The sequence below is a fragment of the bacterium SCSIO 12827 genome (genome assembly GCA_024397995.1).
Classification (GTDB): Bacteria; Pseudomonadota; Alphaproteobacteria; order Rhodospirillales; family Casp-alpha2; genus UBA1479.
On the sequence record CP073746.1, the window covers coordinates 2261306 to 2285826 of the forward strand.

Sequence of the window (24521 nt, forward strand, 5' to 3'; positions counted from 1 at the left end):
TCCGGTCATTTGCCGGGGGCGATCACCAGGCACCCCTCCCCCCGCTTGGCAAGCTGGGCGCAGACGGCGCGGGCCTCGTCCTTATTCCGGGCCGGGCCCAGACGGATGCGATAGAACACGCCCTTTGCGCCCAGGTCGGCGCGGACGATGTTGACCGTCATTTTACCAAGTACGTCCGAATGCTTCTGTTTCATCCGTTCGCCCTCGGTCTTGGCCGCCGTGGCCGCGCGGGAGGCGGCAAGCTGCACCTGCCAACCGCTGACCGCCGCCGTTTCCGTCGCCGCAGGAGTACTCGGCGGCGGAGGCGCAACCTTGGCGACCGGAGCCGGTTGGGCCGCAGCGGCAGGCGCCGCCGCGGATTTCGGCACCAGGGCGATCGGGCTGCCCGGGGTGGATGCCGCGGGTGCCACAGGAACGGGCGGCGGCGGGGCCGGTTGCGGCGTCGGCGCCTTGGCCACCGTCGCGGGCGGCGGTGGTGCGACGTCGCGAACCGGCATGGGCTTCGGCGCCACCGGTTTGGGCGCCGGGGCCGGGGCCGCCGGCAACAGGGCCTCCGCATTCGATTGTTCCGCAGGTGGCGCCAACTGTGCGCCCGCCGTGGCGGCGGGTACCGGCGGAACCTGGGACGGTGCCGTCGCTGCCTGCGCCTGCGGCAATTCCCTGGGCTGTTCCGGCGGCGGCAGCAGGTTTTCCACCCGCCCCGTCGGCGCCTCGCCCTGCATGCGTTTGTTGATGTCGTAGTCGCGGAACGGAATGTCCTGGCCGCCAGGATTGTCCGGCCGCACCTTGATGGCCCCCTCGGCGGCGTGAACCACGGGAACCTGGCCGCTTTCCTCGCCGCTCAATCCGGCCAGACGGTCACCGAACAGAAACCCGCCCAAACCCGCCGCCGTGACCAGGATCAGGACAAGCAGCAACCAGGCCGTGGTCGGGATGCCGCGACGGCGCCGGGGTTCCGGTTCGAACTCCAACGCGTCGGAAGCGGAGACGCGGATGTCGCTGGTGGGCCGGCGGGCCATGATGTCGATCCCTCGAAACTCAGTCTTTTCTCGGCACGGCCCGTCTACGACGTCCGCGCGTGCAGGTCAAACAGGCGGCGATGTTCCTCGCCGGCGTAGCGGTCGGTCATGCCGGCGATGAAATCGCACAGGTGCTGCGCCGTCGCCTGGGTTTCCGGTCCCTCGGCCTTGGCCCGCCATTCCGTCGGCAGGCATTCGGGCTCTCGGATCAGCAGGCAGAACAGGTCCTTGACGACGCGGCGCGCCTTGCTGGTCATGCGGTTCAGCTTGTAGTGCCGGTACATGTTGTCGAACAAGAACTTCTTCAGCGCCGCGTCCCATTCGCGCATATCGTCGGAAAAACCGGCCACGGGACGGCGCAAATGCCGCACGGCGTCGGGGCTGTCGGGCTTGCCGTCGTCTAGGCGGCGGCGGGTTTCCTCGATCACATCCGTCACCATATCGCCGATCATGCGGCGCACGGCTTCGTGAATCAGGTGCGATTCGTCCAAATCGGGCATGTCGTGGCGTACATCATGGAAGATGCGCCCGACCAGGGGCACGTCCGCCAGGTCGTCGATGGTGAACAGCCCGGCCCGCAGACCGTCGTCGATGTCGTGGTTGTTGTAGGCGATGTCGTCGGCGATGGCGGCGACCTGGGCCTCGGCCCCGGCATAGGTATCCAGTTCCAGATCCTGCAATTCCTGATAGTCGGCGATGGCGCGCGGCAGCGGCAGATTGCCTGAATTGACCAGCGGGCCGTTGTGCTTGACCACGCCTTCCAGGGTTTCCCAGGTCAGGTTCAGGCCGTCCCAACCGGGATAGCGTTCCTCCAGCTTGGTCACCACATGCAGGGACTGGGCGTTGTGATCGAAGCCGCCGTAGGGCGCCATGACCTCTTTCAAGGCGTCTTCTCCGGCATGACCGAAGGGGGGATGGCCCAGGTCATGGGCCAGGGCCAGGGCTTCACCCAGATCCTCGTTCAAATGCAGATAGCGGCAGATGGAACGCGCGATCTGCGACACCTCAAGCGAATGGGTCAGCCGGGTGCGGAAGAAATCGCCTTCATGGTTGACGAAGACCTGGGTCTTGTAGGCCAGCCGCCTGAACGCAACCGAGTGGATGATGCGGTCCCGGTCGCGCTGAAAGGCGCCGCGGGTGGCGCTGTCGCCCTCCGGATGCAGGCGCCCGCGCGAGGTCTCCGACCGGCAGGCATAGGCCGCCAGGGGAAAGGCGGAATCGAGGGATCGCCGGTGGGTGTCGATGGTTTCCTCCTGCCGTGGCCGGGGTGAAAGTCGTTGCATGGCTGAGCGGCCCGATTATAACCGGGAGAGGAGGACGCCGACATGCTTGAAATCAAAAGATTGTCCCTGGACGATGCGCGCCTGCTGATCCGGGGTGCCACAAAGCGCGCCCAGGCCGTCAAGGTGCCCATGGTGATCGCCGTGGTCGACGAATCGGGCCACCTGATCGCCTTCGAGCGCATGGACGGCGGCAAGATCCTCAGCACCTCCCTCGCCTTCGACAAGGCCACGACGGCCGCCGTGTCGCGCAAGGGCACGCATGAGTACAACGCCGCCGCCCTGCCCGGTCAGCTGACCTTCGGTATTCAAACGGCACTGGGCGGGCGGTTTTCCATCGTCGGCGGCGGGCGGCCCGTGATGGTGGGCAGCGACGTGGTGGGCGGCATCGGCGTATCCGGCGGCGCGCCGGAACAGGACATGGACGTGGCCCAGGCTGGGATCGACCATTTCCTGAAAACCCGGGCCGCCAGGAAGCCCACGGCCCGCAAGAAAAAATGACGGTGGCGCCGATGCGCGCCGGCATTGAATTTTCACACCGGGACGCCTAGATTCAGGACAACCTGTACCCCACGTAGAATTTAAGGATTTTCGCCATGCCGGACGGCACACAATTGGCACCCGAGGAACGCATACTGATCTCCGACAGCGCGGCCAAGCGCATCGGCGAATTGAAAGACATGGACGGTAACCCCAACCTGATGCTGCGCGTCGCGGTGTCGGCGGGCGGGTGTTCGGGCTTTTCTTATGGCTTCGACCTGGACGACAAGGTCAACGACGACGACCTGATCTTCGAGAAGAACGGCGTCAAGGTGGTGGTCGACGAAACCTCGCTCGACCTGCTCAAGGGCTCGGAACTGGATTTCAAGCAAGACCTCATCGGCTCCTACTTCCAGATGGCCAACCCCAACGCCAACGTGACCTGCGGCTGCGGCTCCTCATTCGGGGTTTAACCGCCTTCGGCGTTTCGTGTTACGAGAGAGGCCCGCGCATCCGCGGGCCTTTTTCATTGGGAGTGCCTGAGCCTTGAAGATCGCCACCTGGAACGTCAACTCGATCAAAGCCCGCCTGCCCCGGGTGCAGGAATGGCTGGCCGAGTTCCAGCCCGACGTTGCTCTGCTGCAGGAATTGAAATGCCAGGAAGAGGGCTTCCCGAAGCTTGAGATCGAAGACCTGGGCTACAACGTCGCGGTTTCCGGCCAAAAGACCTACAACGGCGTCGCGATCCTGTCGAAGCATCCGATGGAGGTCGAACTGACCGCCCTTCCCGGCGACGACAGCGACGAACAGGCGCGCTTCATCGAGGCCGTGATCGAAGGCGGCGAGCGGCCGGTGCGCGTCGCCTCCATCTACCTGCCCAACGGCAACCCGACGCGCGACGAAAACGGCGGCGACCACGAGAAGTTCACCTACAAACTCGGCTGGATGGACCGGCTGGTCGCCCATGCCAAGGACCTATTGAAGACCGAAGACGCCTTCGTTCTGGGCGGTGACTACAACATCTGCCCGACGGACGCGGACGTCTACGATCCGGTGAAATTCGCCGACGATGCACTGTGCCGCCCGGAAAGCCGGGCCCGGTTCCGCACGCTCCTGAACCTGGGATTGACCGAGGCCTTCACCGCCATCAACCCGGGTGTGCATCAGTACAGCTATTGGGATTACACCGCCGGCGCCTGGCAGAAGGACAACGGGCTGCGCATCGACCACCATTTGCTGTCGCCCCAGGCGGCGGACCGGCTGGTTGCCTGCGACATCGACAAGACGCCCCGCGGCAAGGAAAAGCCCTCGGACCACACGCCCGTGTGGATCGAGTTGGCCGATTGACCACGCGATAGGGAACACCGCGCATGCCGACATTCGAAAACTGTCCCGTGACGATCCAGTACGAAGAAGCCGGTTCCGGCTTCCCCTTGTTGGTTCTTCCCGGTGGGGGCCTGAATGCGACGATCGCCGGGCTTGCCAATCATCCTTTTGATCCGCTTCAGGAATTCAGCGACACCTATCGCGTGATCGCGCTCGACCTGCGGAACGCGAATACTGGCGGGACAGTGGGTCCGCTGGAAATCGAACGCACCTGGGACGGTTTCGTCGATGATCAACTGGCGTTGCTGGACCATCTCGGCATCGACCGCTTCATGGTCATGGGGTTCTGCATCGCCGGACCGATGATCTGGAACCTTCTGAAACATGTCGGCGATCGGGTTGTTGCGGCAACCCTGGTGCACCCCAGCGGCTATACGTCGAGCCACCCCGACATCTACGTCAAAAACGCCCTCAAGGGCTGGGCGCCGACGTTCATGAAGCAGCAGCCCGACATCCCCTTGGAAAAGATCACGGAGTTCCTCGACACCATGTACACGAAGCGCGCCGATTTCGTGTTCACCGTCGACCGCAATTTCGTGCGCAACTGCCAAACGCCTGTCCTGGTGCTGCCGGACGACATCCCGGCCCATCCCTACGCGACGGCGATGGAAACGGCTTTATTGGCGCCCAACGCGCAAGTGAGCCTCTACCCCTGGAAAGAAAACGACCGAAAGATCGCCCTGGCGCTGAACCACATCCGCGATTTTCTGGCGGTGAATACCCCTTCGGACACCGCCGCCGCGACGTGACGCAACGCTATTTCCCGGCGTTGCGGCATTCCTCATACCGAAAACACCCCGCCACGTGGTCGTTCACCAGCCCTGACGCCTGCATGTAGGCGTAGACGATGGTGGAGCCGACGAAGGTGAAGCCGCGTTTCTTCAGGTCCTTGGAGAGCGCGTCCGAAATCTCCGTTTTGCCCGGCACGTCGCTCATGGCCTTGCGCTGTCCGTCGATTGGCGTGCCGCCGACGAAGGCCCAGACGTAGGCGTCGAAGGAGCCGAACTCTTCCTGCACCTTAAGGAAGGCGATGGCGTTCTTGCGCACGCCATAAACCTTCAGCCGGTTTCGAATGATGCCAGGGTCGGTGAGAAGCTTTTCCAGCTTGGCGTCGGTTAGTTTAGCGCATTTAACGGGATCGAAATCATCAAATAATTTCCTATAGTTATCGCGCTTTTTTAAGATTGTTTCCCAGCTCAATCCCGCCTGTGCGCCCTCCAGGTTCAGCATCTCGAAATGGTGCCGGTCGTCATGCACGGGAACACCCCATTCGGCGTCGTGATAAGCCTCGTAAAAGTCTTTGCCCTGGCCGACCCAGCGGCAGCGTTGGCGCCCGTCTTCACCGGTTACCGTCATGGATACCTCCTCCGTTACGCCTCATGTGTTCGCATTATGTTCCGTATTCGTCAAGCCTTATGAAGGGGCCTTTGCGGCGTTCCGGTTCTATGGCAGGCTCTGCCCCACGCGGGGATATCCCCTGCCCTTTTGGGAGAACATTCAGTCATGAAACGCTTTCTGACGACGACCGTGATTGGCGCGTTGATCGCCGGTTTCGCCTGGGCCGCCGGCCCGGCCAAGGACGCCCAGGCGGCCGAGGTCAAATGGTACGGACAGGCCGCCTTCCGCATCAAGACGCCGGGCGGCAAGGTGATCGTGATCGATCCCTTCATCACCAAGAACCCGAAAACGCCCGCCGATGACAAGGATCTGGCCAAGGTCGGCAACGTCGACCTGATCCTAGTCACCCACGGCCACGGCGATCATCTGGGCGACACGGCGGAACTGGCCAAGATGACCGGCGCCAAGGTCGGCGTGAACGCCGATATGGGCCATACCCTGCGCATCCTCGGCATGGTCGACGGCAAGCAACTGGTCCGCTTCAATAAATCCGGCCCGATCAATCCCATCGGCCCGGACATCACGGTCACCATGACCCATGCAGAGCATTCGTCGGAGATCGTCAGCAAGGACGCCGCCGGCAAGGAAGGCATCTATCCGGGCGGCGAGCCCGCGGGCTACGTGATCAAGCTGGAAGACGGCTATACCATCTATCACACGGGCGACAGCGGCGTGTTCAAGGACATGGAGCTGATCCAGGACCTGTACAAACCGGACCTGGTGCTGATCTGCATCGGCGGCTGGTTCACCATGGACCCCCGCCACGCGGCCTATGCGCTCAGCAAGTTCCTCAAACCCGCGACCGCGATGCCCATGCATTACGGCACCTTCCCGCCCTTGAAGGGCACGCCGGACGAGCTGAAAAAACAGCTCGCCGACATGGGCGGCAAGACCGAGGTCGTGGTCATGCAGCCGGGCGACGAGAAGACGTTCGGGAAGTAGACCGAAGATTCAAATCGGGACGACAAAGGGCGGCCTCTGCCGCCCTTTGTTTTTCACACCATCACCGCCAGGGCCGCCGGGGCCGCGCCAGCTGCGCGTCCGCACCTTCCATCTGCTCCAGCGCCCGGATGCGCTCGGCCAGGGGCGGGTGGCTGGAAAAGGCCGCCTGCATGCGCCCGGCATTGATCGCGAAGGCCTTCATTTCGTCCGGCATGGGCGGGGTGTCGTGGGCGGCCTGCAGGGCCTTCAGCGCGTTGATCATGTTGCGCCGGCCGGCAAGCTCCGCCCCGCCCTTGTCGGCGCGGAATTCGCGCCAGCGCGAGAACCACATGACGATCATCATGGCGGCGATGCCGAACACGAACTGGGCGATCATCGAAACGATCCAGAACGCCGGGCCGTGGCCGCGCTCGACCTTGAACACCAGACGGTCGACCAGGTAGCCGACGACCCGCGACAGGAAGATAACGAAGGTGTTCACCACGCCCTGAATCAGGGTCAGGGTCACCATGTCGCCGTTGGCGACATGCGCGACCTCGTGGCCCAGCACGGCCTCGACCTCTTTCCTGTCCATGGTGTTGAGCAGCCCCGTGGACACGGCGACCAGGGCGTCGTTCCGGTTCCAGCCCGTGGCGAAGGCATTGGGCGAGGCATGATCGAAAATGCCGACCTCGGGCATGCCGATACCGGCCTGTTTGGCCTGCCGGGTGACCGTATCAACCAGCCACTGTTCCGTCGGGTTGGCCGGCTGGGTGATGACCTTCACCCCCATCCCGGCCTTGGCCATGGTCTTGGACAGGAACAGGGAGATCAGCGCGCCGGAAAAGCCGATGACGGCGGAATAGACGATCAAGGCGTTGATGTTCAGGTCGACGCCATTGGCCTGCAACAAGCCATCCAGCCCAAGCAGGCGGAAAGTCAGGCTGATCAGCGCGACGATCGCCAGGTTGGTGCCGAGAAACAGCAGAATCCGCAGCATCGATTTGTCCTTCGCCCAAGAAAAGGCGCACCCCCATGGGAACGCCGAAATTCTGGAAGATATCTAGGCTGCCGGGCGGCCACCGCAAGGGCTTTGGCCGCGGAATTTCCAACGGCCTCAGGAACCGAGCGTCACCGCGTATTCCCGCCAGCCGCCGAATGCGGAGATGTCCTTGTGTTTGCCTTCCGCCATCTCGCGGGGATAGAGAATTCCGTCCAAAACCCGCCCATCGTCCAGTTCGACCGGCCCGCAGTACAGCCCCGGCGGCTCTCCGGCTTCGACCTTGGCCCAAATCTCGTCGCTCATTTCATAAATTTCGCCGGGAACGGAAATCCCGCCCTCGCCCACCCTGTACATGCCGGGGTGGACGTCGTCGATGGAATAAAGCCGGTATTCGGGCACGGTCCGGGCTTCACCCAGGAAGGCCGCGCCCTCGAGATTACCGTTCAAGGCCAGCCCGCGCATCAGGGTACCGTTGACAAACAGGACCTTCGTCATGCGGCGACTTGCCCTTTCCGCCCGTCGGTACAGCCGACGATCATGCGCAGCATGCGCCGGGGTTCGGTGTAGTCATCGACCGCGCAATGCATGGACGACCGGTTGTCGATCCCGACCAGGCTGTTCAATGTCCATTTATGGCGGTACTGGAATTCGGGTTTCAGGGCATGGTCGAACAGTTCGGCCAGGAGATCGTCGCTCTCATTCTGCTCCAACTCGTTGATGCGCATGGAATAGCCCGGATTGACGTAGAGGATCGGCACACCGGTCTTGGGATGCGGGCGGACCACGGGGTGGATCACGTCCGGATGGGCGGCCTGCTGTTCCGGCGTCAGGGTCGGCGTCGCACCCAGGGTGTTCCAGCCCCAACGGTGGGTGCAGGTCAGGCCGTCGAGCCGTTGCTTGGTTTTATCCGGCAAAGTCGCATAGGCGGCCCGCATGTTGGCAACCATGGTATCCCCGCCCTTAGACGGCAGATGCGTGGAATAGAGGAAAATGGCGTCCGACGGGTTGACCTCGTAGGACAGGTCCGAATGCCAGAAAGCGCCCGCCGGCTTGGGCGTGGTGCGGCTTTCCGCCGTCCCCATGTTCTTGGCGATGATCGAAACCTCGAACCCGTCCGGGTGGTGGTACTGGTTCAGAATGTGCGGAACCAGCGGACCAAACCGGCTGCCGAAATCGCGCAGCCAGGGCACGTTTTCCTCCAAATCCGGAATGACGATGGCGATGTGCTCAAGCATCGCCTGTTCCACGGCACGGAAATCGTCATCGGTCAGGGGGTTGCGTGAATCCAAACCGTGGATCACGGCGCCCATGGGGGCGTCTAGGGGTTCGATCTTAATCGTCATGAATGGGCCTCCAGCGTGTTTTTCCAAACTATATCATTCCGCTGCCCACCGGTTCCAGAAATGGAAAACAGACCAAATAATCATACCCGTGTGTGGTGTTCGCTTGGCGGCATCCCAGATAATCCACTACTCTGTCCCGGAAAGTGCCTTGGAGGAGGTGATATGGGAGAGGTGCCGATGGCCATCAGCCACGGTCCAGCGATGGATGCGGTCGAGGGACCGTTTACCGAACAGACATGGGATTTTACGACCCCCGCACTGCGCTGGCTGCTTGATCATTGGCTGAAAAAGCGGGGCGATTGGGACTGCCCACGCTGGCGCGACATCGACCTGCCGTCCATGTACAAGTACGCGCCCAATATCGTCATCAAGGACGCCGTCGATGGCGGCCGTGATTTCCGGGTCCGGTTCTGGGGTACGGCCGTCACGGAATGGCTGCGGCATGACGCGACAGGCAAGCTGCTGAGCGAGTATTTCCCCACAGACGGGCGGGAACGCATCCTTGAATCGCACCGTCAGGCCTTGACCGGTGATATGCCGATCCGCCGCTGGGGGGTCAGCGCCTATCCGGAACGCAGCTATGTCGGGTTCGAAACCATCACCCTGCCCCTGGCAAACGACACTGGAGAACGCGCGCATATCATCTCCATGAGCCTTTACCGGATGATCGATTTGAAATCCCCCCCATCCAACTAGTCCGGCGCGGGGGCGAAGACTTCTTCCAACTTTTCCTCGATCTGAAGTACGGAAACAATATGGGTCACGGCGGCGCCGTCATCCGACAGGGGAGCCCTAAGCCGCGTATACTCGCGGTACAGACCGTCGTTCCGCATGACCTTGGAAAACCACACGATGGGCCGGCGTTCCTCGACAAGCTGTGCGCATTCGCCGAACACCTTGGCGCTGAACAGCTTGTTCCGGCGAACCGACATGCCCGTGCAGTCATAGCCGATGGTCGCCGTATTGCCGGTTCCCCAGAAGCGGTAGACGAAATCGAGCGGTTCCTGAATCACGTCGAGAATGATTACGAAGGGGATCGTCCGGGGCGTTAGGTCAGGCAGCCGGAAACTCGACCACGCCGGGGCCCAATCTTCGCCCCGCAGCGCGTCCCAATAGGCCAACACTTCCCGCAGCCTGACCGGCAGGTCCGCTGTTTCGGCCGCTTCGGCCCTGACATCGATGTGCACGGCTGGTCCTTCTGCGTCTCGTGTTCCGCCCTGCGGCCAATTAGAGTCTAAAAGATGACCTTTTAGCAATTAGGCCGAAAGTCGACCCTCGCCACGACAATAGGTCGCATTTCACGACCAAATGGGTTGTCCCGCGTGCATCAAAGGGTCTAAGGTTGAATTCTTGGGGTGGGGAGAGCCCAGGTGGGAGGCTCTTCAATGTCGAAATTGCGCCGTGAACTCGCGCAGCAGCAAGGCGCACCGTTCTTTTTTGAACCAACCCAGTCCTTTGACGCCTGGGAACTCCGCTGGCTTCTGGATTACTGGCAGGGCCTGTGCGACGGCCCGAACTGCCCCCGGCTGATTGACGTCGGCCTGCCGACCATCGTGCGCCAGGCGCCAAAGATCATCGTACGCGACGCCATCGACGGCGGCCGCGATTTCGTCAACCGGTTCTGGGGTAGCGAACTTAGAAACTGGCTTGGTTTCGACGGCACGGGCCAGCGAATTTCGGAATATTTCCCGCAGCACGCGCGCGCCGCCATGTTGGCCTCCCAACGCCTTGCCCTGGAAAGCGATACACCCGTGCGCCGCTGGGGCGTGACCGCCTACCCCCAACCCAACCTCACGACCTATGAGGCGATCGACCTGCCGTTGGCGGACGACGACGGCGCCCGCGCTCACGTGTTGTCGATGTACGTCTACCGGTCCGACCGCCTGGATGCTCAGCCCGATGCGGCGCCGCTTCCGGCGGGGGCTGGGAATGCTTCGTCCTGGGATGCCCGAAGCCGCCACAACGCGGAGTCCTGAGGCGCCGCCACCATCTCGACCGTCAGAATTTCCCCGGGCCGGACATCCGCCATCAGACGATTATTAGCCGCCATGTAGTACGGCACCGGCCCGCCGGGAATGGCCGCCTGTGCGGGGCGCACCAAGGGCTCCAACCCGTCGATGGTGTGATGGTGGCCGCCCATGTCCAGAACCTCGCCCACCTTGAATTCGCGGGTCGCGCGGCCGACCAGATCAAACGCCGGCCGGGGCCGGCGCCCGCTGGTCGGCATGCCACCCTGCGCCGCGGCGATGATCGAAGCCGCCGCCTCGATCCCCAGCAAATGCACCGGGTTGTGCAGCAGGCCGTAATTGCCGCAGGAACTGACGGGAATGCCCTTGGCCTTGAGAACCTGCCAAGTCTCATGGTCCGAACAGCGCACGATCACGAACACGCCGCCGGCCAGGCTCAGTTCATCGAACCGGCGCAGGCAGTTGACGATATCGACCACGCCGCCGCCGGCTTCCATCAGGATGCCGCCCTCGGTTTCCGGCCGGAACACGTCGGGCAGTTCCACCGTGCGCGCCAGCGGCGCGTGGAAGGCGTCAAAATCGGGGCGCAGACCGGTCGCGTTGCACACCAGCATCATCTCGCACAGGTCGGGCACGGACTTCAGTGCCGTCGGCCCCAGGGGGGCGGCCCGGTCGGCCAGAACCTCGGGAATGTCGGCGCCGTCCAGATGCCAGTTATCGGCGAAATCGGGCACAGCGAAGGTCTGACCGTGATAGCTCAACTCACCCTTGGCGCGGTGCCAGACGACGTCGTACTCGCTCGCCTTGCCGGCCATCACGACCTCAAGCCCCAGAAGCTCGGCGCGCGAAATCAGGCCGATCAACAGGCTCGGCTGGTCACCGTCGGGCAGGGTGTAGACGACGCCCTTGTCCGCCGCCAGCTTGGCCAGCCAGGAACCGCAGACCGACGCCATTTCCTTGGACGCCAGCACCACATGCTTGCCGGCCAGGATCGCCGCCTCGGACACCGCCGCCGCGGCCTCCGGCGCCCCAGTGGCTTCGACCACCAGATCGATGTCCGTATCGACCAGGAAAAGCCCGTCCGGCACCACGGCGACCTTGCCCGCCGCCATGGCGTCCCGTGCCGTGGCCGCGTCGCGGCAGATCTCGATGCCGTCACCGGCCACGCCGCAGCGCAGCAGTACGTTGACCGCCCGGTCCGGATCGATGTCCGCGACCGCGGGCACGTCGATGGCGGGATGACCCAAGGACTGGGTGATCAGGCTCGCGCCGAATTCCCCGGCACCGACCAGGCCGACGCGCACGGGCACGCCCGTGTCCTTGTAGATCTCGTTGAAATCGACCATCTATCCGGCCGCGATCAGAACGTGATGACCTGACGCACCGTATGCCCCTCGGCCAGATGATCGAAGGCGGCGTTGATGTCTTCCAGGGGAATTTTCTCGCAGATCAGCTTGTCCACCGGCAGGGCGCCACGCTTGTACATCTCGATGTAATGGGGGATGTCGCGCTCGGGAATGCAGCTGCCCAGGTAACTGCCCTTGATGGTGCGCTCCTCGGTCACCAGGTTGACGTGCTGCACGGTCATGTTGGTGGCGGGATGCGACAGGCCGCTGGACGTCGTCGTGCCGCCGCGCTTGGTGACCTTGTAGGCCAAATCCATGGCCTCGACCCGGCCGACGCATTCGAACATGTATTCCAACCCGCCGCCGGTGGCGTCCCGAACCTTTTCGACCACGTCGTTGTCAAGCGCGTTGAACACCGCGTCGCAGCCGAGCTTCTTGCCCCACTCCAGCTTGTCGTCCAGCGCGTCGATACCGACGATATGCCGCGCCCCCGCCATCTTGGCCCCCATGACGGCGGCCAGCCCCGTGCCGCCCAGGCCGACCACGCCGACGGACGCCCCCGCCGGCACCTTGGCCGTGTTCAGGACCGCCCCGACGCCGGTGATGACGGCGCAGGAAAAGGTGCAGGCGATGTCCAGCGGCAGGTCCTTGTCGATCTTCACGACCGAGGAGCGGTGTGCCACCACGTATTCGGAGAAACAGGAAACCCCCGCCTGATGGTACAGCTTCTTGCCGTCCTTATGCAGGCGCATGCCGCCGCCCATGAGGGTCCCGGCACCATTGGCCGCCGCCCCCTTCTCGCAGATCGACGGGCGGCCTTCCTTGCACGGCAGGCACTGGCCGCAGGACGGCAGGAAGGCGAACACCACATGGTCTCCCACTTCCAGGCCCTCGACGCCCGGCCCCACTTCCTGCACCACGCCCGACGCCTCATGCCCCAGTACCATGGGCAAAGGCCGTTCACGCACGCCCGCAACCACGGACAGGTCCGAATGACACACCCCGGCCGCCGCGACCTTGACCAGAACCTCGTTCGCCTGCGGCGGATCCAAGTCCACTTCCTCGATCTTCATGGGCAGAGAGGTCGCGTAGGGGCGCTTGGCACCCAGTTCGTAAACGACGGCGGCTTTGGTTTTCATTCTTGGGTGGGCTCCGAAGGACTTGAATTGCACAAATTATGAGGGCGGAACCTTATCCCCACCGCCCCGCCACGGCAAGACGGGGCCACGAGTCATCGGGTGCCAGCCCCCGCCAAACCGGCTATAACAGGGGCAATTCAAAACAAACGCATCCTTGGGAGTTGATCCATGTTGAAAACCACCGTCGCCGGAAGTTTGCCCAAACCCAGTTGGCTGGCCGAGCCCGAGAAGCTCTGGGCGCCCTGGAAGCTGGAGGGTGAGGAGTTGTGGCAGGGTCAATGCGACGCCGCCCTTATCTGGATCAAGACCCAGGAAGACTCCGGGATCGACATCGTTTCCGACGGCGAGCAGTTCCGAAAGCACTTCGTCCACGGCTTTCTGGAGTTCGTCGACGGCATCGACTGGGCCAAGATGACCACCATGGGCATCCGCGACAACCGCTATGACGCCGACGTGCCGACGGTGACAGCCAAGGTCAAGCGCCGCGAAAGCGCCCATTCCAAATCCACCGCGTTCTGCCGCGAACACGCCAAGGGCGGCCTGAAGATCACCATGCCCGGGCCGATGACCATCTGCGACACCATCGCCGACGAGGTCTATGGCAAGCGCGCCGACATGGCCATGGCCTTCGCGGAAATCCTCAACGAGGAGGCGCTGGAGCTTCAGGCGCTGGGCGTCGACGTCATCCAGTTCGACGAGCCGGCCTTCAACGTGTTTCTGGACGATGTGAAGGAATGGGGTGTGGCCTGCCTGAACCGGGCGTTCCAGGGCATCACCACCAAGAAGGCGGTGCATATCTGTTACGGCTACGGGATCGACGCCAACAACCAGTGGAAGGAAACGCTGGGCAGTGAGTGGCGCCAGTACGAAGAAACCTTCCCGGCCCTGAACGACAGCGTGGTCGATCAGGTGTCGCTCGAATGCGCGGGCTCCCACGTGCCCCATTCGCTGATGAGCCTGCTCAAGGACAAGGAAGTGATGGTCGGCTCCATCGACGTCGCCAACCTCAGCGTGGAAACGCCGGAACAGGTCGCCGAGGTCATCCGCTCCGCCATGCGCTATGTCGATGCAGAACGCATTTATCCCTGCACCAACTGCGGCCTCGCCCCCTTCCCCCGGCACGTGGCCGAGGGCAAGCTGAAGGCGCTGGCCGCCGGGGCCGCCATCGTGCGCAAGGAATTGGGCGCCGCCTGATCCTTGCGATAAACCCGGCACAAAACCTTTTCCCGCAAGCACCCTTGCCTTGCGGGCCGTTCACGCTTTAAACCAACGGTCCCGAATTCAGGATATCCAGCCGTTCCAGGGAGAGCCCCATGGCCAAAAAGTTCGACAAGTCCAAACTGCCCTCGCGCTACACCACCCAGGGCCCGTCCAGCGCGCCGCACCGGTCCTACTACTACGCCATGGGCATGACCGAGGAAGAGATCGACCAGCCCTTCGTCGGCGTCGCGACCTGCTGGAACGAGGCCGCGCCCTGCAACATCGCCCTGAGCCGTCAGGCCCAGGCCGTGAAGACCGGCGTCAAGGAAGCCCAGGGCACACCCCGCGAATTCACCACCATCACCGTGACCGACGGCATCGCCATGGGCCACCAGGGCATGAAATCGTCGCTGGCGTCGCGCGACGTGATCGCCGACTCGGTCGAACTGACCATGCGCGGCCATTGCTATGACGCCATGGTCTGCCTGGCCGGCTGCGACAAATCCCTGCCCGGCATGATGATGGTCATGCTGCGCCTCAACGTGCCCAGCGTGTTCATGTACGGCGGCTCCATCCTGCCCGGCAAGTTCAAGGGCAAGGACGTGACCGTGATCGACGTGTTCGAAGCCGTGGGCACCAATGCCTCGGGCGACATGTCGGACGAAGACCTGCACGAACTGGAATGCGTGGCCTGTCCGTCGGCCGGGTCCTGCGGCGGCCAGTTCACGGCCAACACCATGGCCTGCGTGTCGGAAGCCATCGGCCTGGCCCTGCCCGGGTCGGCCGGGGCACCCGCGCCCTATGAAACCCGCGACGAATACGCCGTGGCGTCGGGCAAGGCGGTCATGGACCTGATCGAAAAGAACCTGCGCCCGCGCGACATCGTGACCCGCAAGTCGTTCGAAAACGCGGCGCGCATCGTCGCGGCCTCCGGCGGGTCAACCAACGCCGGGCTGCACCTGCCCGCCATGGCCCATGAATGCGGCATCGATTTCACCCTGGAAGACGTCTGCGAGATCTTCAAAACCACGCCCTACATCGCCGACCTGAAGCCGGGCGGCAAATACGTGGCCAAGGACATGTTCGATATCGGCGGCGTGCCCGTGCTGATGAAGGCCCTGCTGGACGGCGGCTATCTGCATGGCGACTGCATGACCGTGACCGGCAAGACCATCGCGGAAAACCTCAAGGACGTCGTGTTCCCGACGGACCAGGACGTGATTTACCCCGTGTCCAACCCGATCACCCCGACGGGGGGTGTTGTCGGCCTCAAGGGCTCGCTTGCCCCCGACGGCGCCATCGTCAAGGTCGCCGGCCTGCACAGCCTGCAGTTCACGGGCACGGCCCGTTGCTTCGATTGCGAGGAAGACGCGCTTCAGGCCGTGCTCAAGCAGCAGGTCAAGGAAGGCGAGGTCGTCGTTATCCGCTACGAAGGGCCCAAGGGCGGCCCCGGCATGCGCGAAATGCTGTCCACCACCTCGGCGATCTACGGCCAGGGCCTGGGCGAAAAGGTTGCGCTGATCACCGACGGCCGGTTCTCCGGCGCCACGCGCGGCTTCTGCATCGGCCATGTCGGCCCGGAAGCGGCCGTGGGCGGCCCCATCGGCCTGCTGAAGGACGGCGACGTGATCAAGATCGACGCCGAAAAGGGCACCCTGGACGTTGATTTGTCCGAGGCCGAACTGGACGCCCGCCGCAAGGCCTGGACGCCGCGCAAACACGACTATCAGTCGGGGGTGCTTTGGAAGTATGCTCAGTTGGTGGGCCCCGCCTGCGACGGCGCCGTCACCCATCCGGGCGCCAAGGCGGAAACCCACGTATTCGCCGACATCTAAGCCCCGCGTCCAGACGGGGCCGGACGTCGGCCCGGGTGTGACAAAAACGGGATAACGGCCATGGCCGAAGACGCCTTCGCCTTGAACCGGCGCGAGCACGACCGAAAGTCCTCGGGCTTTCAGGCGCGTGTGACCGTCGGTGGCGCCTCCACCAAATGCCTGATCGAGGACATCTCCCCCGGCGGAGCGCAGATCATCGCCTCCCTGGACCTGTCCAAGGGCCGCCATCTGACCCTCGACCTGGGGGCGTTCGGCGACGTCAGCGCGACCGTCGCCTGGTGCCGCAAGGGGCGGCTCGGCATCAAGTTCGAAGCCGATCCCGAGGTTCTGGCCGAACTGGTCATGTCCCTCGCCATGCAGGCCTGACCCGGGCACCTGACCGGTGGCGTCCTCCCTCGATCTTCCCTTCGTGCGCGCCCAGTTCCCGGATGCCTGCTTCAACGACGGCTGGGCGTTCTTTGAAAACGCCGGCGGCTCCTACGTGCCCAATGCGGTGATCGACCGCATGACGGCCTATATGCGGGATTCCCAGGTTCAGCCCCTCGCCCCCTATCCAAAATCGCAACTGGCGGCGGCGCGCATGGCCGACGGCCACGCCCGCATGGCGGAGATGATCGGGGCAAGTGCCGACGAGGTGGTGATCGGCCCCTCCACCTCGATGAACGTCTACGTCCTGGCGCAGGCGCTCCGGCCGCTGTGGCAGGCGGGGGACGAGGTCATCGTCGCCGTGCTCAACCACGAGGCCAATTCCTCGCCCTGGCGCAGGCTTGCCGACTTCGGGATCGTCGTGAAGGAATGGCCCGTCGATGCGGAAACAGGGGCGCTGCGCACCGATCTACTAGAAGACCTGCTCACGGACCGCACGCGGCTGGTCGCCTTCCCCCATGTTTCCAACATCACCGGCGACATCAACGACGTTCCGGCGATCACCAAACAGGTTCACGCGGCGGGCGCCATGGTCTGCGTCGACGCCGTCGCCTACGCCCCCCACCGGGCCGTGGACGTGAAGGCCTGGGACGTCGATTTCTACCTCTACAGCTTCTACAAGATCATGGGCCCGCACATCGGCATGCTCTACGGCAAGCGCGAACGGCTTTTGGAAGCCCGCGGCCAGGGCCACCTGTTCTTCGCCGAGGACGACATCCAGCACAAGCTGAACCCGGCCGGCCCGAACCATGAGACCATCGCGGCGCTTGCCGGCATCGCGGATTATGTCGAAGCCCTCTGCGCCCATCATTTCGATCAACCCGCCAACACACTCCACGCCCGCACGGCCCAGGTGTTCGGCCTGATCGCGGCCCATGAGCAGCGGCTTGCCGAACGGTTCCTGGATGTCGCCCTCAACACGCCGGGCCTGCGCCTCCTGGGCTGCCACACGGCCCACGACCGCGCGCCGACGTTCTCGTTCACGATCAGGGGCAAGTCATCGGCAGAGGTCGTCCAGGCCCTAACGGCGCAACAGATCGCCTGCTGGAACGGCGATTTCTACGCGCCGAGGCTGCTCGAAGCCGTCGGCATCACCGACACCACCGACGGCGTCGTCCGCACGTCCATGGCGCATTACAATACGGTGGAAGAGGTGGAGCGGTTGGTGGGTGTATTGGGTACAAAATTGCTCTAATGCAACAAAGGCGTCCAGCAAAACGCCTTATTTTCACGTGCACACGAGCCGACAGCATGTAATTTGGTCAGATCATCTTTTTTATTGTTAAATTGGCGTATAGATCGCCTATTTACAGAAATTGTAGATGGGGCTCCATGAGCAAGGAAATCATAGAAAGCGCAAAAGCAATCCAAGAGGCATCTAAGGCTGCCTCCGAAGTTGCCAATGCAACCACCCGTGCAATCAAAGCCGCCCAGGATGCTGGAGGATTTTTAGCTAACGTATTCGGCACTGTGCCTGAAGATGCCGTAGGGCTATTGGGAGGAGACTGGCTAAAAATAAAGCGCAAAGAGCGAATTGCAATTATGGTCGAAGGCACGATTAAACGTTTAAACGAAAGAGGTGTGGATCAGACAAGTTTGCGCCAGATATCTATGGCATTTGGCGTGCCGCTTCTTCAACACGCATCATTAGAAGAAGATGAACTTTTGTCCGCAATGTGGGCAAATTTGTTGGCAAATGCAGTTGACCCTTCTTCAAATATTGAACCGAATAAGAATTATGTAAACTTACTCAATCAGTTGAGTCCCGCAGAAGCCGTACTTTTAAATTTACTCGGGACGTTAGAAAGACCGGACATAGACATCTCGACACGAAATACACTTTTTGAAGAACAATCCAACAATTTCTGGGAGCCTTTATCAGAAGAATCTAAAATTTTATCAATTCAAAACCTGTTCCGACTGAGGTTGGCAGGAGCTTGGCCGGAGATCGCAGATGAATACCACGTATTCAGTGATAATCGAACTGGCGAGGACGCTTGGGAACGTAGAGGCACCGTCCGCGGCGCAGAAATAGATATCGATCCCGATGAATTCTCTAAAATGGTCAGGCAACTCAGTAACAGTTTGATGGTTTTGACAGGCTACCGTGAGCCAAGCATTTTTGAAGAACGCACAGGGAGCAAGAATATAAGAAAATACAATCTAAAAAAGGCTCCAGAATTTTCATTGCATATAACAGTTTTGGGCGAAAATCTTTTACGTGCCTGTCAAGCAACGCGCCCAATCAGTTCTCCATAAATCTACCCCCCCAATCACACCGACTGTCTGTTCAATGTTTCAGAAATTTGCGTTATGACTCCCCCTAATTTGCCCCGCTCGGCATCGGCGGTGATTTCATCTGCGCCGCGTGCAGCACGTCGACCTCGCCCCGCACCTTCTTCAGCTTCTTCTCCAGCATCTTTTCCTCTTTCTCGAGCGCCCGCTCCAGGCCCTTGATCCGCTTGTTGAGGGCCTCGATGTTGGCGAGGCGTTCGATGCGGAGTTGGGCGTCCTTCTTGCGCCGCCATTTTCGGAAGCGCCATTCGCCGGCGCAAATCAGCAGCAAGATGCCCGCCCCGGCGCAGACCAAGGCCCCTGCCAGATAAGCCGTCTTGTGCAGGCTCACGGCCGTGCCCCAGAAGCCGATGGTGGTGAGGCAGGCCGCCGTCATGAACAACAGGCGCCGGGTCACCGGGTCGTCCTTCTGGACCTCGTTCTGGGCGGCGGCGACGGCGATGGCGATTTCCGTCTTGGCCATGGCCTGCCACTGCTTGAAGGACATGCCCTCGCCCACGCTGCGGCCTTCGCGGATGAACTGCTCCAGCCGCATCATGATGTATTCCGCGCGCTGTTCCGGCGTCGGATTAAGGGGCAGTTCGGGGGCCTGAAACTCGGTCATCGTCATACGTCTCCGACGATCAGCCTATTTCAGCGGGCTTAACAGGCGGTTACCGCCGACACCGCGGGGGCGTCGGCGGCATTGGAGTGCCGTCTATTCGGCGGCTTTGCCGACCTGATGCATGTAGACATCCTGCTGCGGGAACGGAATGGTGAAACCGGCGTCTTCCAGGCCCAGCTTCACGGTCTTGCGCAGGTCGAACAGGGTCGGCCAATAGTCGCCGATGTTGACCCAGGCCCGCAGGTTGATGTCGATGGAACTGGCCGCCATGGCCCAGGTCATGACCTCGGGCGCCGGGTCCTTCAAAATGCGCGGATCGGCGTCGAGCATGCCCTTCAGCACCTCCATGGCCTTGGGCAGGTCATCGCCGTAGGAGATCGAGGCGACAAGGTCGATGCGGCGCGTCGGGTTGCGCGAGAAGTTGGTGATCGAGGCCCCCCAGATCGAGGAATTCGGCACCGACTTGAAGATACCGTCGGGCGTCCGCAGTTCCGTGGTGAACAGGCTGATTTCCACCACCGTTCCTGACTGGCCGCCAGCGTCGATGAAATCGCCCGTCTTGAACGGGCGCAGCACCAACAGCATGACCCCCGCCGCGACATTCTGCATGGTGCCCTGCAAGGCCAGACCGATGGCCAGGCCGGCGGCGCCCAGAATGGCGATAAGCGAGGTCGTCTGCACCCCGAACTGGTTGAGCACCGCGACCAGGACGAAGATCTTGACGACATAGCCAACGACGGACGACAGGAACGGCGTCAGCGTGTCGTCGATGGATTTGACGCGGTTGAGGGCCTTGGTCACCGTCCGCTTGGCCCAGCCGGCGATCCACCAGCCGACGATCAGGATGACGATGGCGCCGATCACGCTCATACCGTATTCCGTGCCGACGTCGGCGGCAGTCTGCATGATCGTCTCGATCGCCTTCTGGGCATTGGCGATCTGTTGTTCTGCTTTATCCATGTTCGGCCTCTATCCTTGCGCTACGCCCCGCCCCCCCGGGAATGGAACGCCGATTATGTCGATGTGGGGGGCGGCTCACAAGACCCGCGTGTGGTTGGATAAAAACCTTCAACCCCGGCCCATTTCCGTATCCGCAAACGTAAAAGCCCCGCCGGTTTCAAGGGCGGGGCTTTCCGTTTCAGTTTCGGGATCGGCGTCGCACCCGATCCCACCCGATGATCACCGGGTAAATGGGGTTTGGGTCGATATGTCGGGGAACTGCATCGGTGGTTCCAACTTTGTAACCTCCTTCATCTGCCTACGAAGAAGGCTAGCGCCCCCCGCCCCGGTCATACCAGCCCCTGAAAGTTCCTATTCCGGGCGCATATTAGGAGAAAAGGATCAATATCCACGCGGCTGTCGGAGAAACAGCCGCGCAGTGGGATATTGCCGACAAAAGGCCAAGCGAAGCCTAGGGGGCAGAAGTGGGTCAGGCCACCGCCGCCAGGCGCTTCAAGGCCTCGTCAAGCCGCGCGCGGGTGGCCTGGGCCTCGCCCAGCTTCTCGCGCTCACCATCGACCACCTCGGCCGGGGCGTTGGCGACGAATTTGGCGTTGCCCAGCTTCTTCTCGAAACGGTCGATTTCCGCGTCCTGCTTGGAAATTTCCTTCAACAGCCGCGCTTTTTCCGCATCCAGATCGATGGCGTCGGCGATCGGCAGGATGATCATGGCGCCGTCGAGCACGTCCTGCACGGCGCCCTTGGGCACCTCGCCGGTCAGCACGCCCGCGTCGGACAGGCCCGCCAGGCGCAGGATCAAATCGCGATGGGTCGACAGCGCCGCCTGGGCCGCATCGTCCCCGTCTTTCAGCAGCATGGGGATTTTCGCCTTGGGCGGCACGTTCATTTCCGAGCGCACGGCGCGGATCTGCGAGATCAGGCGCACCACCCAATCCATTTCCGCGTTGACGGCGGCATCGACCAGGGCCGCGTCATACACGGGCCAGGGCGTGGTGATCAGCGGCTGGGCGCGTTCGGCCCGGGTCTGCCAGAGTTCCTCGGTGATGAACGGCACGATGGGATGCAGCAGGGTGATGATCTGATCCAGCACCCAGGCCGTGGTCGCCCGGGTTTCGGCCTTGGCGGTTTCGTCCGTGCCCATGAACACGGGTTTGGCGAATTCCAGGTACCAATCGCAGAAGGTGTTCCAGGTAAAGGCGTAGAGGGCACCCGCCGCATCGTTGAAGCGATAGGCGTCGAGCGCCGTGGTCATGGCCTTTTCGGCCTCGGAAACCTTGCCGACGATCCAGCGATTCAGGGTAGAGTTAACTGAATTCGGATTAAAATTAGGATCGACGCGGCATTCGTTCATGTCGCAGAACCGGGCCGCGTTCCAGATCTTGGTGCAGAAGTTGCGATACCCCTCGACCCGGCTTTCCGACATCTTCACATCGCGGCCCTGGGCGGCGAAGGCCGTCAGGGTAAAGCGCAGCGCATCGGCGCCGAACTTGTTAATGAGGTCGAGCGGGTCGATGACGTTGCCCTTGGACTTGGACATCTTCTGGCCCTTCTCATCCCGCACCAAGGCGTGGATATAGACCGTGTGGAACGGCACCTCGTCCATGAAGTGCAGGCCCATCATCATCATCCGGGCGACCCAGAAGAAGATGATGTCGAAACCGGTGACCAGCACGTCCGTGGGATAATGGCGCGCCAGTTCCGGCGTCTCGTCCGGCCAGCCCAGGGTCGAGAACGGCCAGAGCGCCGAGGAGAACCAGGTGTCCAGCACGTCCGGGTCGCGGGTCAGCTCCACCGTCTTGCCGTAATGGGCGTCGGCGGCGGCCTGGGCGGCCTCTTCGCTCATCTCCACGAAGACGGCGCCGTCGGGGCCGAACCAGGCCGGGATCTGATGCCCCCACCACAGTTGGCGCGACACGCACCATGGCTGGATGTTGCGCATCCATTCGAAATAGGTGTTTTCCCAGGTCTTGGGCACGAACTGGGTCTTACCGCTCTCCACCGCTTCGATGGCGGGCTTGGCCAGGGTCTTGGCATCGACGAACCATTGATCCATCAGCCAGGGTTCGACCACCACGCCGGACCGGTCGCCGTGGGGCACGGTCATGTCGTTGTCCTCGACCCGGTCGAGCAGGCCCAGGCCTTCCATCTCCGCCAGGATGGCGTCGCGTGCCTTGAAACGCTCCATGCCCTGGTACTTTTCGGGCACGTTTTCATTCAGATGAGCGTCGGCGTCGAGGATGTTGATGATGTCGAGCCCGGCCCGCTTGCCGACCTCGAAGTCGTTGAAATCATGACCCGGGGTGATCTTCACCGCCCCCGATCCCTTTTCCGGATCGGCGTAATGGTCGGCGACGATGGGGATCAGGCGGCCGGTGATCGGCAGCACCACGTTCTTGCCCACCAGGTCCGTATAGCGCTCGTCGTCCGGATGCACGGCGACGCCGGTGTCGCCCAGCATGGTTTCCGGGCGGGTCGTGCCGACGGTGATGAACTGCCCGTCCTGGCCCTCGATGGGATACTTGAAGTACCACATCTTGCCCTTGGTCTCGCGCTGTTCGACCTCCAGGTCGGAGATCGCCGTGTGCAGCTTGGGGTCCCAGTTGACCAGCCGCTTGTCACGGTAGATCAGGCCCTGCTTGTGCAGTTCCACGAACACCTTGACCACGGCCTTGGACAGGCCCTCGTCCATGGTGAAGCGTTCCCGCGACCAGTCACAGGACGCACCCAGGCGGCGCAGCTGTTTGGTGATGGTGCCGCCGGATTCCGCTTTCCAGTCCCACACCCGCTCAACGAACTTGTCGCGGCCCAGGTCCGTGCGCTTCACGCCCTCGGCCTCCAGCATGCGTTCAACCACCATCTGCGTGGCGATGCCGGCATGGTCCGTGCCCGGCTGCCACAGAGCCTGATCGCCCTTCATGCGGTGGTAACGGATCAGGATGTCCTGCAGCGTATTGTTGAGGGCATGGCCCATATGCAGGCTGCCGGTCACGTTGGGTGGCGGAATGACGATGGTATAAGGCTGGCCGTTGCCGCCCGCTTCAGGCACCTGGGCAGGCGCGAAGGCGCCGCTTTGTTCCCATTCCTCGTATCGGCGGGTTTCCACCTCTTCGGGGTGGTAGGTCTTGTCCAGTTCGGCCATGGGAACAGATCCTCGGAACGGCTAAAGTCAATCGGTGGGGATTGGCGGGTATACAACGAAAAACCCCGGGGAACAAAGCCCCCCGGGGTTATCATTGTAATTCTTTTTCAGGCAGGACGCCGAGGCGGGATCAGCCCCAGTTATCAAGCCCTTCCGCCCGGTTGACCATGGTGTCGATTTCCTTCTTCACCAGGCGTTCAATCAGGTAGGGCAGGTTGCGGTCCAGCCATTCGCGCAGGATCGGCTTCAGCATTTCACGCACGATGCCTTCCAGCGACGCATCGCCCGAGGACATGACCGGCAGGTCGCGGCGGTCGAGGATCGCCCGGGCCAGTTCGGCCAGGACGTCCGAGCCGTGCAGCGAGGTCGGCCGCGACATGATGGCGTCGGGGGCAACCATATCCGGGGTCAATTCCATGATGTCCGCCATCGGTTCCGGCTCCGGCATGGGGGGCGGCGGCGGGGGCGGAGGCGGCGCAGCGGCGGCCACGGGCTCCGGCTCCGGCTCGAACAGATCTTCCGGCTCAGGCATGGGCTCCGGCTCGGGTTCCGGCTCGTCCATGTCGGTCATTTCGATGTCGGGTTCCGGTTCGGGCTCCGGTTCCGGCTCGGGCTCCGGTTCGGGCGCAGGTGCCGGTTCAGGCTCGGGTTCCGGCGCGGCAGCCTGTTCGGCCGGCGCATCGCCTCCCTCTTCATCCTCTTCCTCCGCCAAAATCTTGCGGATGGAAGAAAGGATGTCTTCCATCGAAGGTTCGCCGCCTTCAGCAGCTTCGGCTTCTT

At 62.7% G+C, this 24521-nt stretch carries 25 protein-coding genes; 12 read left to right on the plus strand and 13 right to left on the minus strand.

Annotated features, from left to right (window positions below; all coding sequences use genetic code 11):
- Window positions 1-5: 5 nt before the first annotated feature.
- Window positions 6-1019, minus strand: a complete 1014-nt coding sequence (locus KFF05_10615; protein ID UTW50417.1) for an SPOR domain-containing protein — start codon at window positions 1017-1019, stop codon at window positions 6-8.
- A 44-nt stretch (window positions 1020-1063) separates the two neighbouring features.
- Complete coding sequence (locus KFF05_10620; GenBank protein ID UTW50418.1) at window positions 1064-2302, minus strand: deoxyguanosinetriphosphate triphosphohydrolase; 1239 nt, start codon at window positions 2300-2302, stop codon at window positions 1064-1066.
- A 42-nt stretch (window positions 2303-2344) separates the two neighbouring features.
- Here KFF05_10620 and KFF05_10625 point away from each other — a divergent pair, with 42 nt between their 5' ends.
- From KFF05_10625 to KFF05_10640, 4 genes are all read left to right on the plus strand, one after another.
- Window positions 2345-2800 carry a heme-binding protein gene (locus KFF05_10625; GenBank protein ID UTW50419.1) on the plus strand — a complete coding sequence of 152 codons (456 nt, stop codon included), beginning with the start codon at window positions 2345-2347 and terminating at the stop codon, window positions 2798-2800.
- A 95-nt stretch (window positions 2801-2895) separates the two neighbouring features.
- Entirely contained in the window at window positions 2896-3252 is a 357-nt protein-coding gene (erpA, locus tag KFF05_10630; protein UTW50420.1) for an iron-sulfur cluster insertion protein ErpA, read from the plus strand.
- Window positions 3253-3325: 73 nt separating this feature from the next.
- Window positions 3326-4126: an exodeoxyribonuclease III gene (gene xth, locus KFF05_10635; protein UTW50421.1), complete on the plus strand. Its 801-nt coding sequence runs from the start codon at window positions 3326-3328 to the stop codon at window positions 4124-4126.
- Between the two features lie 23 nt (window positions 4127-4149).
- A complete protein-coding gene (locus KFF05_10640) occupies window positions 4150-4914 on the plus strand; it encodes an alpha/beta hydrolase (GenBank protein ID UTW50422.1) in 765 nt (254 codons plus the stop codon).
- 7 nt (window positions 4915-4921) lie between these two features.
- Here the strand turns inward: KFF05_10640 and KFF05_10645 are convergent, their stop codons facing one another.
- Window positions 4922-5521, minus strand: a complete 600-nt coding sequence (locus KFF05_10645) for a DNA-3-methyladenine glycosylase I (GenBank protein UTW50423.1) — start codon at window positions 5519-5521, stop codon at window positions 4922-4924.
- Between the two features lie 147 nt (window positions 5522-5668).
- Between KFF05_10645 and KFF05_10650 the strand changes: the two genes are divergently transcribed.
- The gene (locus KFF05_10650; GenBank protein ID UTW50424.1) at window positions 5669-6505 is read left to right on the plus strand and encodes a metal-dependent hydrolase; all 837 of its coding nucleotides are present in this window, start codon (window positions 5669-5671) and stop codon (window positions 6503-6505) included.
- 61 nt (window positions 6506-6566) lie between these two features.
- Here KFF05_10650 and htpX read toward each other — a convergent pair whose 3' ends face one another.
- The 3 genes from htpX to KFF05_10665 all read right to left on the minus strand — a co-directional run bounded on the left by htpX (window position 6567) and on the right by KFF05_10665 (window position 8830).
- Window positions 6567-7484: a protease HtpX gene (gene htpX / locus KFF05_10655; protein UTW50425.1), complete on the minus strand. Its 918-nt coding sequence runs from the start codon at window positions 7482-7484 to the stop codon at window positions 6567-6569.
- A 117-nt stretch (window positions 7485-7601) separates the two neighbouring features.
- A complete protein-coding gene (locus tag KFF05_10660) occupies window positions 7602-7982 on the minus strand; it encodes a gamma-glutamylcyclotransferase (protein ID UTW50426.1) in 381 nt (126 codons plus the stop codon).
- Complete coding sequence (locus tag KFF05_10665) at window positions 7979-8830, minus strand: TauD/TfdA family dioxygenase (protein ID UTW50427.1); 852 nt, start codon at window positions 8828-8830, stop codon at window positions 7979-7981. Before KFF05_10665 ends, KFF05_10660 begins: the two co-directional genes overlap by 4 nt.
- A gap of 177 nt (window positions 8831-9007) precedes the next feature.
- Between KFF05_10665 and KFF05_10670 the strand changes: the two genes are divergently transcribed.
- A complete protein-coding gene (locus tag KFF05_10670) occupies window positions 9008-9526 on the plus strand; it encodes a PAS domain-containing protein (protein ID UTW50428.1) in 519 nt (172 codons plus the stop codon).
- Here the strand turns inward: KFF05_10670 and KFF05_10675 are convergent.
- The gene (locus tag KFF05_10675) at window positions 9523-10017 is read right to left on the minus strand and encodes a hypothetical protein (protein ID UTW50429.1); all 495 of its coding nucleotides are present in this window, start codon (window positions 10015-10017) and stop codon (window positions 9523-9525) included. The genes KFF05_10670 and KFF05_10675 overlap by 4 nt on opposite strands.
- A gap of 198 nt (window positions 10018-10215) precedes the next feature.
- Here KFF05_10675 and KFF05_10680 point away from each other — a divergent pair, with 198 nt between their 5' ends.
- The gene (locus tag KFF05_10680; protein ID UTW50430.1) at window positions 10216-10806 is read left to right on the plus strand and encodes a hypothetical protein; all 591 of its coding nucleotides are present in this window, start codon (window positions 10216-10218) and stop codon (window positions 10804-10806) included.
- Here KFF05_10680 and KFF05_10685 read toward each other — a convergent pair.
- Window positions 10722-12143 (minus strand): hypothetical protein, encoded by a 1422-nt coding sequence (locus tag KFF05_10685; GenBank protein ID UTW50431.1) that lies wholly within the window; start codon window positions 12141-12143, stop codon window positions 10722-10724. The two genes, KFF05_10680 and KFF05_10685, sit on opposite strands and share 85 nt — an antisense overlap.
- Before the next feature lie 14 nt (window positions 12144-12157).
- On the minus strand, window positions 12158-13282 hold the full coding sequence (locus tag KFF05_10690; GenBank protein ID UTW50432.1) for a zinc-dependent alcohol dehydrogenase family protein: 1125 nt from the start codon (window positions 13280-13282) through the stop codon (window positions 12158-12160).
- A gap of 168 nt (window positions 13283-13450) precedes the next feature.
- Here KFF05_10690 and KFF05_10695 point away from each other — a divergent pair, with 168 nt between their 5' ends.
- The 5 genes from KFF05_10695 to KFF05_10715 all read left to right on the plus strand — a co-directional run bounded on the left by KFF05_10695 (window position 13451) and on the right by KFF05_10715 (window position 19002).
- Complete coding sequence (locus KFF05_10695; protein ID UTW50433.1) at window positions 13451-14476, plus strand: methionine synthase; 1026 nt, start codon at window positions 13451-13453, stop codon at window positions 14474-14476.
- Window positions 14477-14595: 119 nt separating this feature from the next.
- On the plus strand, window positions 14596-16317 hold the full coding sequence (gene ilvD, locus KFF05_10700; protein ID UTW50434.1) for a dihydroxy-acid dehydratase: 1722 nt from the start codon (window positions 14596-14598) through the stop codon (window positions 16315-16317).
- Between the two features lie 60 nt (window positions 16318-16377).
- On the plus strand, window positions 16378-16683 hold the full coding sequence (locus KFF05_10705) for a PilZ domain-containing protein (GenBank protein ID UTW50435.1): 306 nt from the start codon (window positions 16378-16380) through the stop codon (window positions 16681-16683).
- Window positions 16684-16699: 16 nt separating this feature from the next.
- On the plus strand, window positions 16700-17938 hold the full coding sequence (locus KFF05_10710; protein UTW50436.1) for an aminotransferase class V-fold PLP-dependent enzyme: 1239 nt from the start codon (window positions 16700-16702) through the stop codon (window positions 17936-17938).
- Window positions 17939-18075: 137 nt separating this feature from the next.
- Window positions 18076-19002, plus strand: a complete 927-nt coding sequence (locus tag KFF05_10715) for a DUF4393 domain-containing protein (GenBank protein UTW50437.1) — start codon at window positions 18076-18078, stop codon at window positions 19000-19002.
- A gap of 64 nt (window positions 19003-19066) precedes the next feature.
- On the opposite strand, the gene KFF05_10720 is transcribed toward KFF05_10715, so the two are convergent.
- The 4 genes from KFF05_10720 to KFF05_10735 form a co-directional block, all read right to left on the minus strand.
- Window positions 19067-19642 (minus strand): hypothetical protein, encoded by a 576-nt coding sequence (locus KFF05_10720; protein ID UTW50438.1) that lies wholly within the window; start codon window positions 19640-19642, stop codon window positions 19067-19069.
- A gap of 93 nt (window positions 19643-19735) precedes the next feature.
- On the minus strand, window positions 19736-20602 hold the full coding sequence (locus tag KFF05_10725; protein UTW50439.1) for a mechanosensitive ion channel: 867 nt from the start codon (window positions 20600-20602) through the stop codon (window positions 19736-19738).
- Between the two features lie 469 nt (window positions 20603-21071).
- Window positions 21072-23741: a valine--tRNA ligase gene (locus KFF05_10730; GenBank protein UTW50440.1), complete on the minus strand. Its 2670-nt coding sequence runs from the start codon at window positions 23739-23741 to the stop codon at window positions 21072-21074.
- A 130-nt stretch (window positions 23742-23871) separates the two neighbouring features.
- Window positions 23872-24486: a DUF2497 domain-containing protein gene (locus tag KFF05_10735; GenBank protein ID UTW53675.1), complete on the minus strand. Its 615-nt coding sequence runs from the start codon at window positions 24484-24486 to the stop codon at window positions 23872-23874.
- Window positions 24487-24521: the final 35 nt, after the last annotated feature.

What these genes read in the sequence shown, in the direction of transcription:
- KFF05_10615 (UTW50417.1), bottom strand. Translation starts at nt 1,019, where the DNA reads ATGGCCCGCCGGCCCACCAGCGACATCCGCGTCTCCGCTTCCGACGCG.
- KFF05_10620 (UTW50418.1), bottom strand. Translation starts at nt 2,302, where the DNA reads ATGCAACGACTTTCACCCCGGCCACGGCAGGAGGAAACCATCGACACC.
- KFF05_10625 (UTW50419.1), top strand. Translation starts at nt 2,345, where the DNA reads ATGCTTGAAATCAAAAGATTGTCCCTGGACGATGCGCGCCTGCTGATC.
- erpA (UTW50420.1), top strand. Translation starts at nt 2,896, where the DNA reads ATGCCGGACGGCACACAATTGGCACCCGAGGAACGCATACTGATCTCC.
- KFF05_10640 (UTW50422.1), top strand. Translation starts at nt 4,150, where the DNA reads ATGCCGACATTCGAAAACTGTCCCGTGACGATCCAGTACGAAGAAGCC.
- KFF05_10645 (UTW50423.1), bottom strand. Translation starts at nt 5,521, where the DNA reads ATGACGGTAACCGGTGAAGACGGGCGCCAACGCTGCCGCTGGGTCGGC.
- KFF05_10650 (UTW50424.1), top strand. Translation starts at nt 5,669, where the DNA reads ATGAAACGCTTTCTGACGACGACCGTGATTGGCGCGTTGATCGCCGGT.
- htpX (UTW50425.1), bottom strand. Translation starts at nt 7,484, where the DNA reads ATGCTGCGGATTCTGCTGTTTCTCGGCACCAACCTGGCGATCGTCGCG.
- KFF05_10660 (UTW50426.1), bottom strand. Translation starts at nt 7,982, where the DNA reads ATGACGAAGGTCCTGTTTGTCAACGGTACCCTGATGCGCGGGCTGGCC.
- KFF05_10665 (UTW50427.1), bottom strand. Translation starts at nt 8,830, where the DNA reads ATGACGATTAAGATCGAACCCCTAGACGCCCCCATGGGCGCCGTGATC.
- KFF05_10670 (UTW50428.1), top strand. Translation starts at nt 9,008, where the DNA reads ATGGCCATCAGCCACGGTCCAGCGATGGATGCGGTCGAGGGACCGTTT.
- KFF05_10680 (UTW50430.1), top strand. Translation starts at nt 10,216, where the DNA reads ATGTCGAAATTGCGCCGTGAACTCGCGCAGCAGCAAGGCGCACCGTTC.
- KFF05_10685 (UTW50431.1), bottom strand. Translation starts at nt 12,143, where the DNA reads ATGGTCGATTTCAACGAGATCTACAAGGACACGGGCGTGCCCGTGCGC.
- KFF05_10690 (UTW50432.1), bottom strand. Translation starts at nt 13,282, where the DNA reads ATGAAAACCAAAGCCGCCGTCGTTTACGAACTGGGTGCCAAGCGCCCC.
- KFF05_10695 (UTW50433.1), top strand. Translation starts at nt 13,451, where the DNA reads ATGTTGAAAACCACCGTCGCCGGAAGTTTGCCCAAACCCAGTTGGCTG.
- ilvD (UTW50434.1), top strand. Translation starts at nt 14,596, where the DNA reads ATGGCCAAAAAGTTCGACAAGTCCAAACTGCCCTCGCGCTACACCACC.
- KFF05_10705 (UTW50435.1), top strand. Translation starts at nt 16,378, where the DNA reads ATGGCCGAAGACGCCTTCGCCTTGAACCGGCGCGAGCACGACCGAAAG.
- KFF05_10715 (UTW50437.1), top strand. Translation starts at nt 18,076, where the DNA reads ATGAGCAAGGAAATCATAGAAAGCGCAAAAGCAATCCAAGAGGCATCT.
- KFF05_10720 (UTW50438.1), bottom strand. Translation starts at nt 19,642, where the DNA reads ATGACCGAGTTTCAGGCCCCCGAACTGCCCCTTAATCCGACGCCGGAA.
- KFF05_10725 (UTW50439.1), bottom strand. Translation starts at nt 20,602, where the DNA reads ATGGATAAAGCAGAACAACAGATCGCCAATGCCCAGAAGGCGATCGAG.
- KFF05_10730 (UTW50440.1), bottom strand. Translation starts at nt 23,741, where the DNA reads ATGGCCGAACTGGACAAGACCTACCACCCCGAAGAGGTGGAAACCCGC.
- KFF05_10735 (UTW53675.1), bottom strand. Translation starts at nt 24,486, where the DNA reads ATGGAAGACATCCTTTCTTCCATCCGCAAGATTTTGGCGGAGGAAGAG.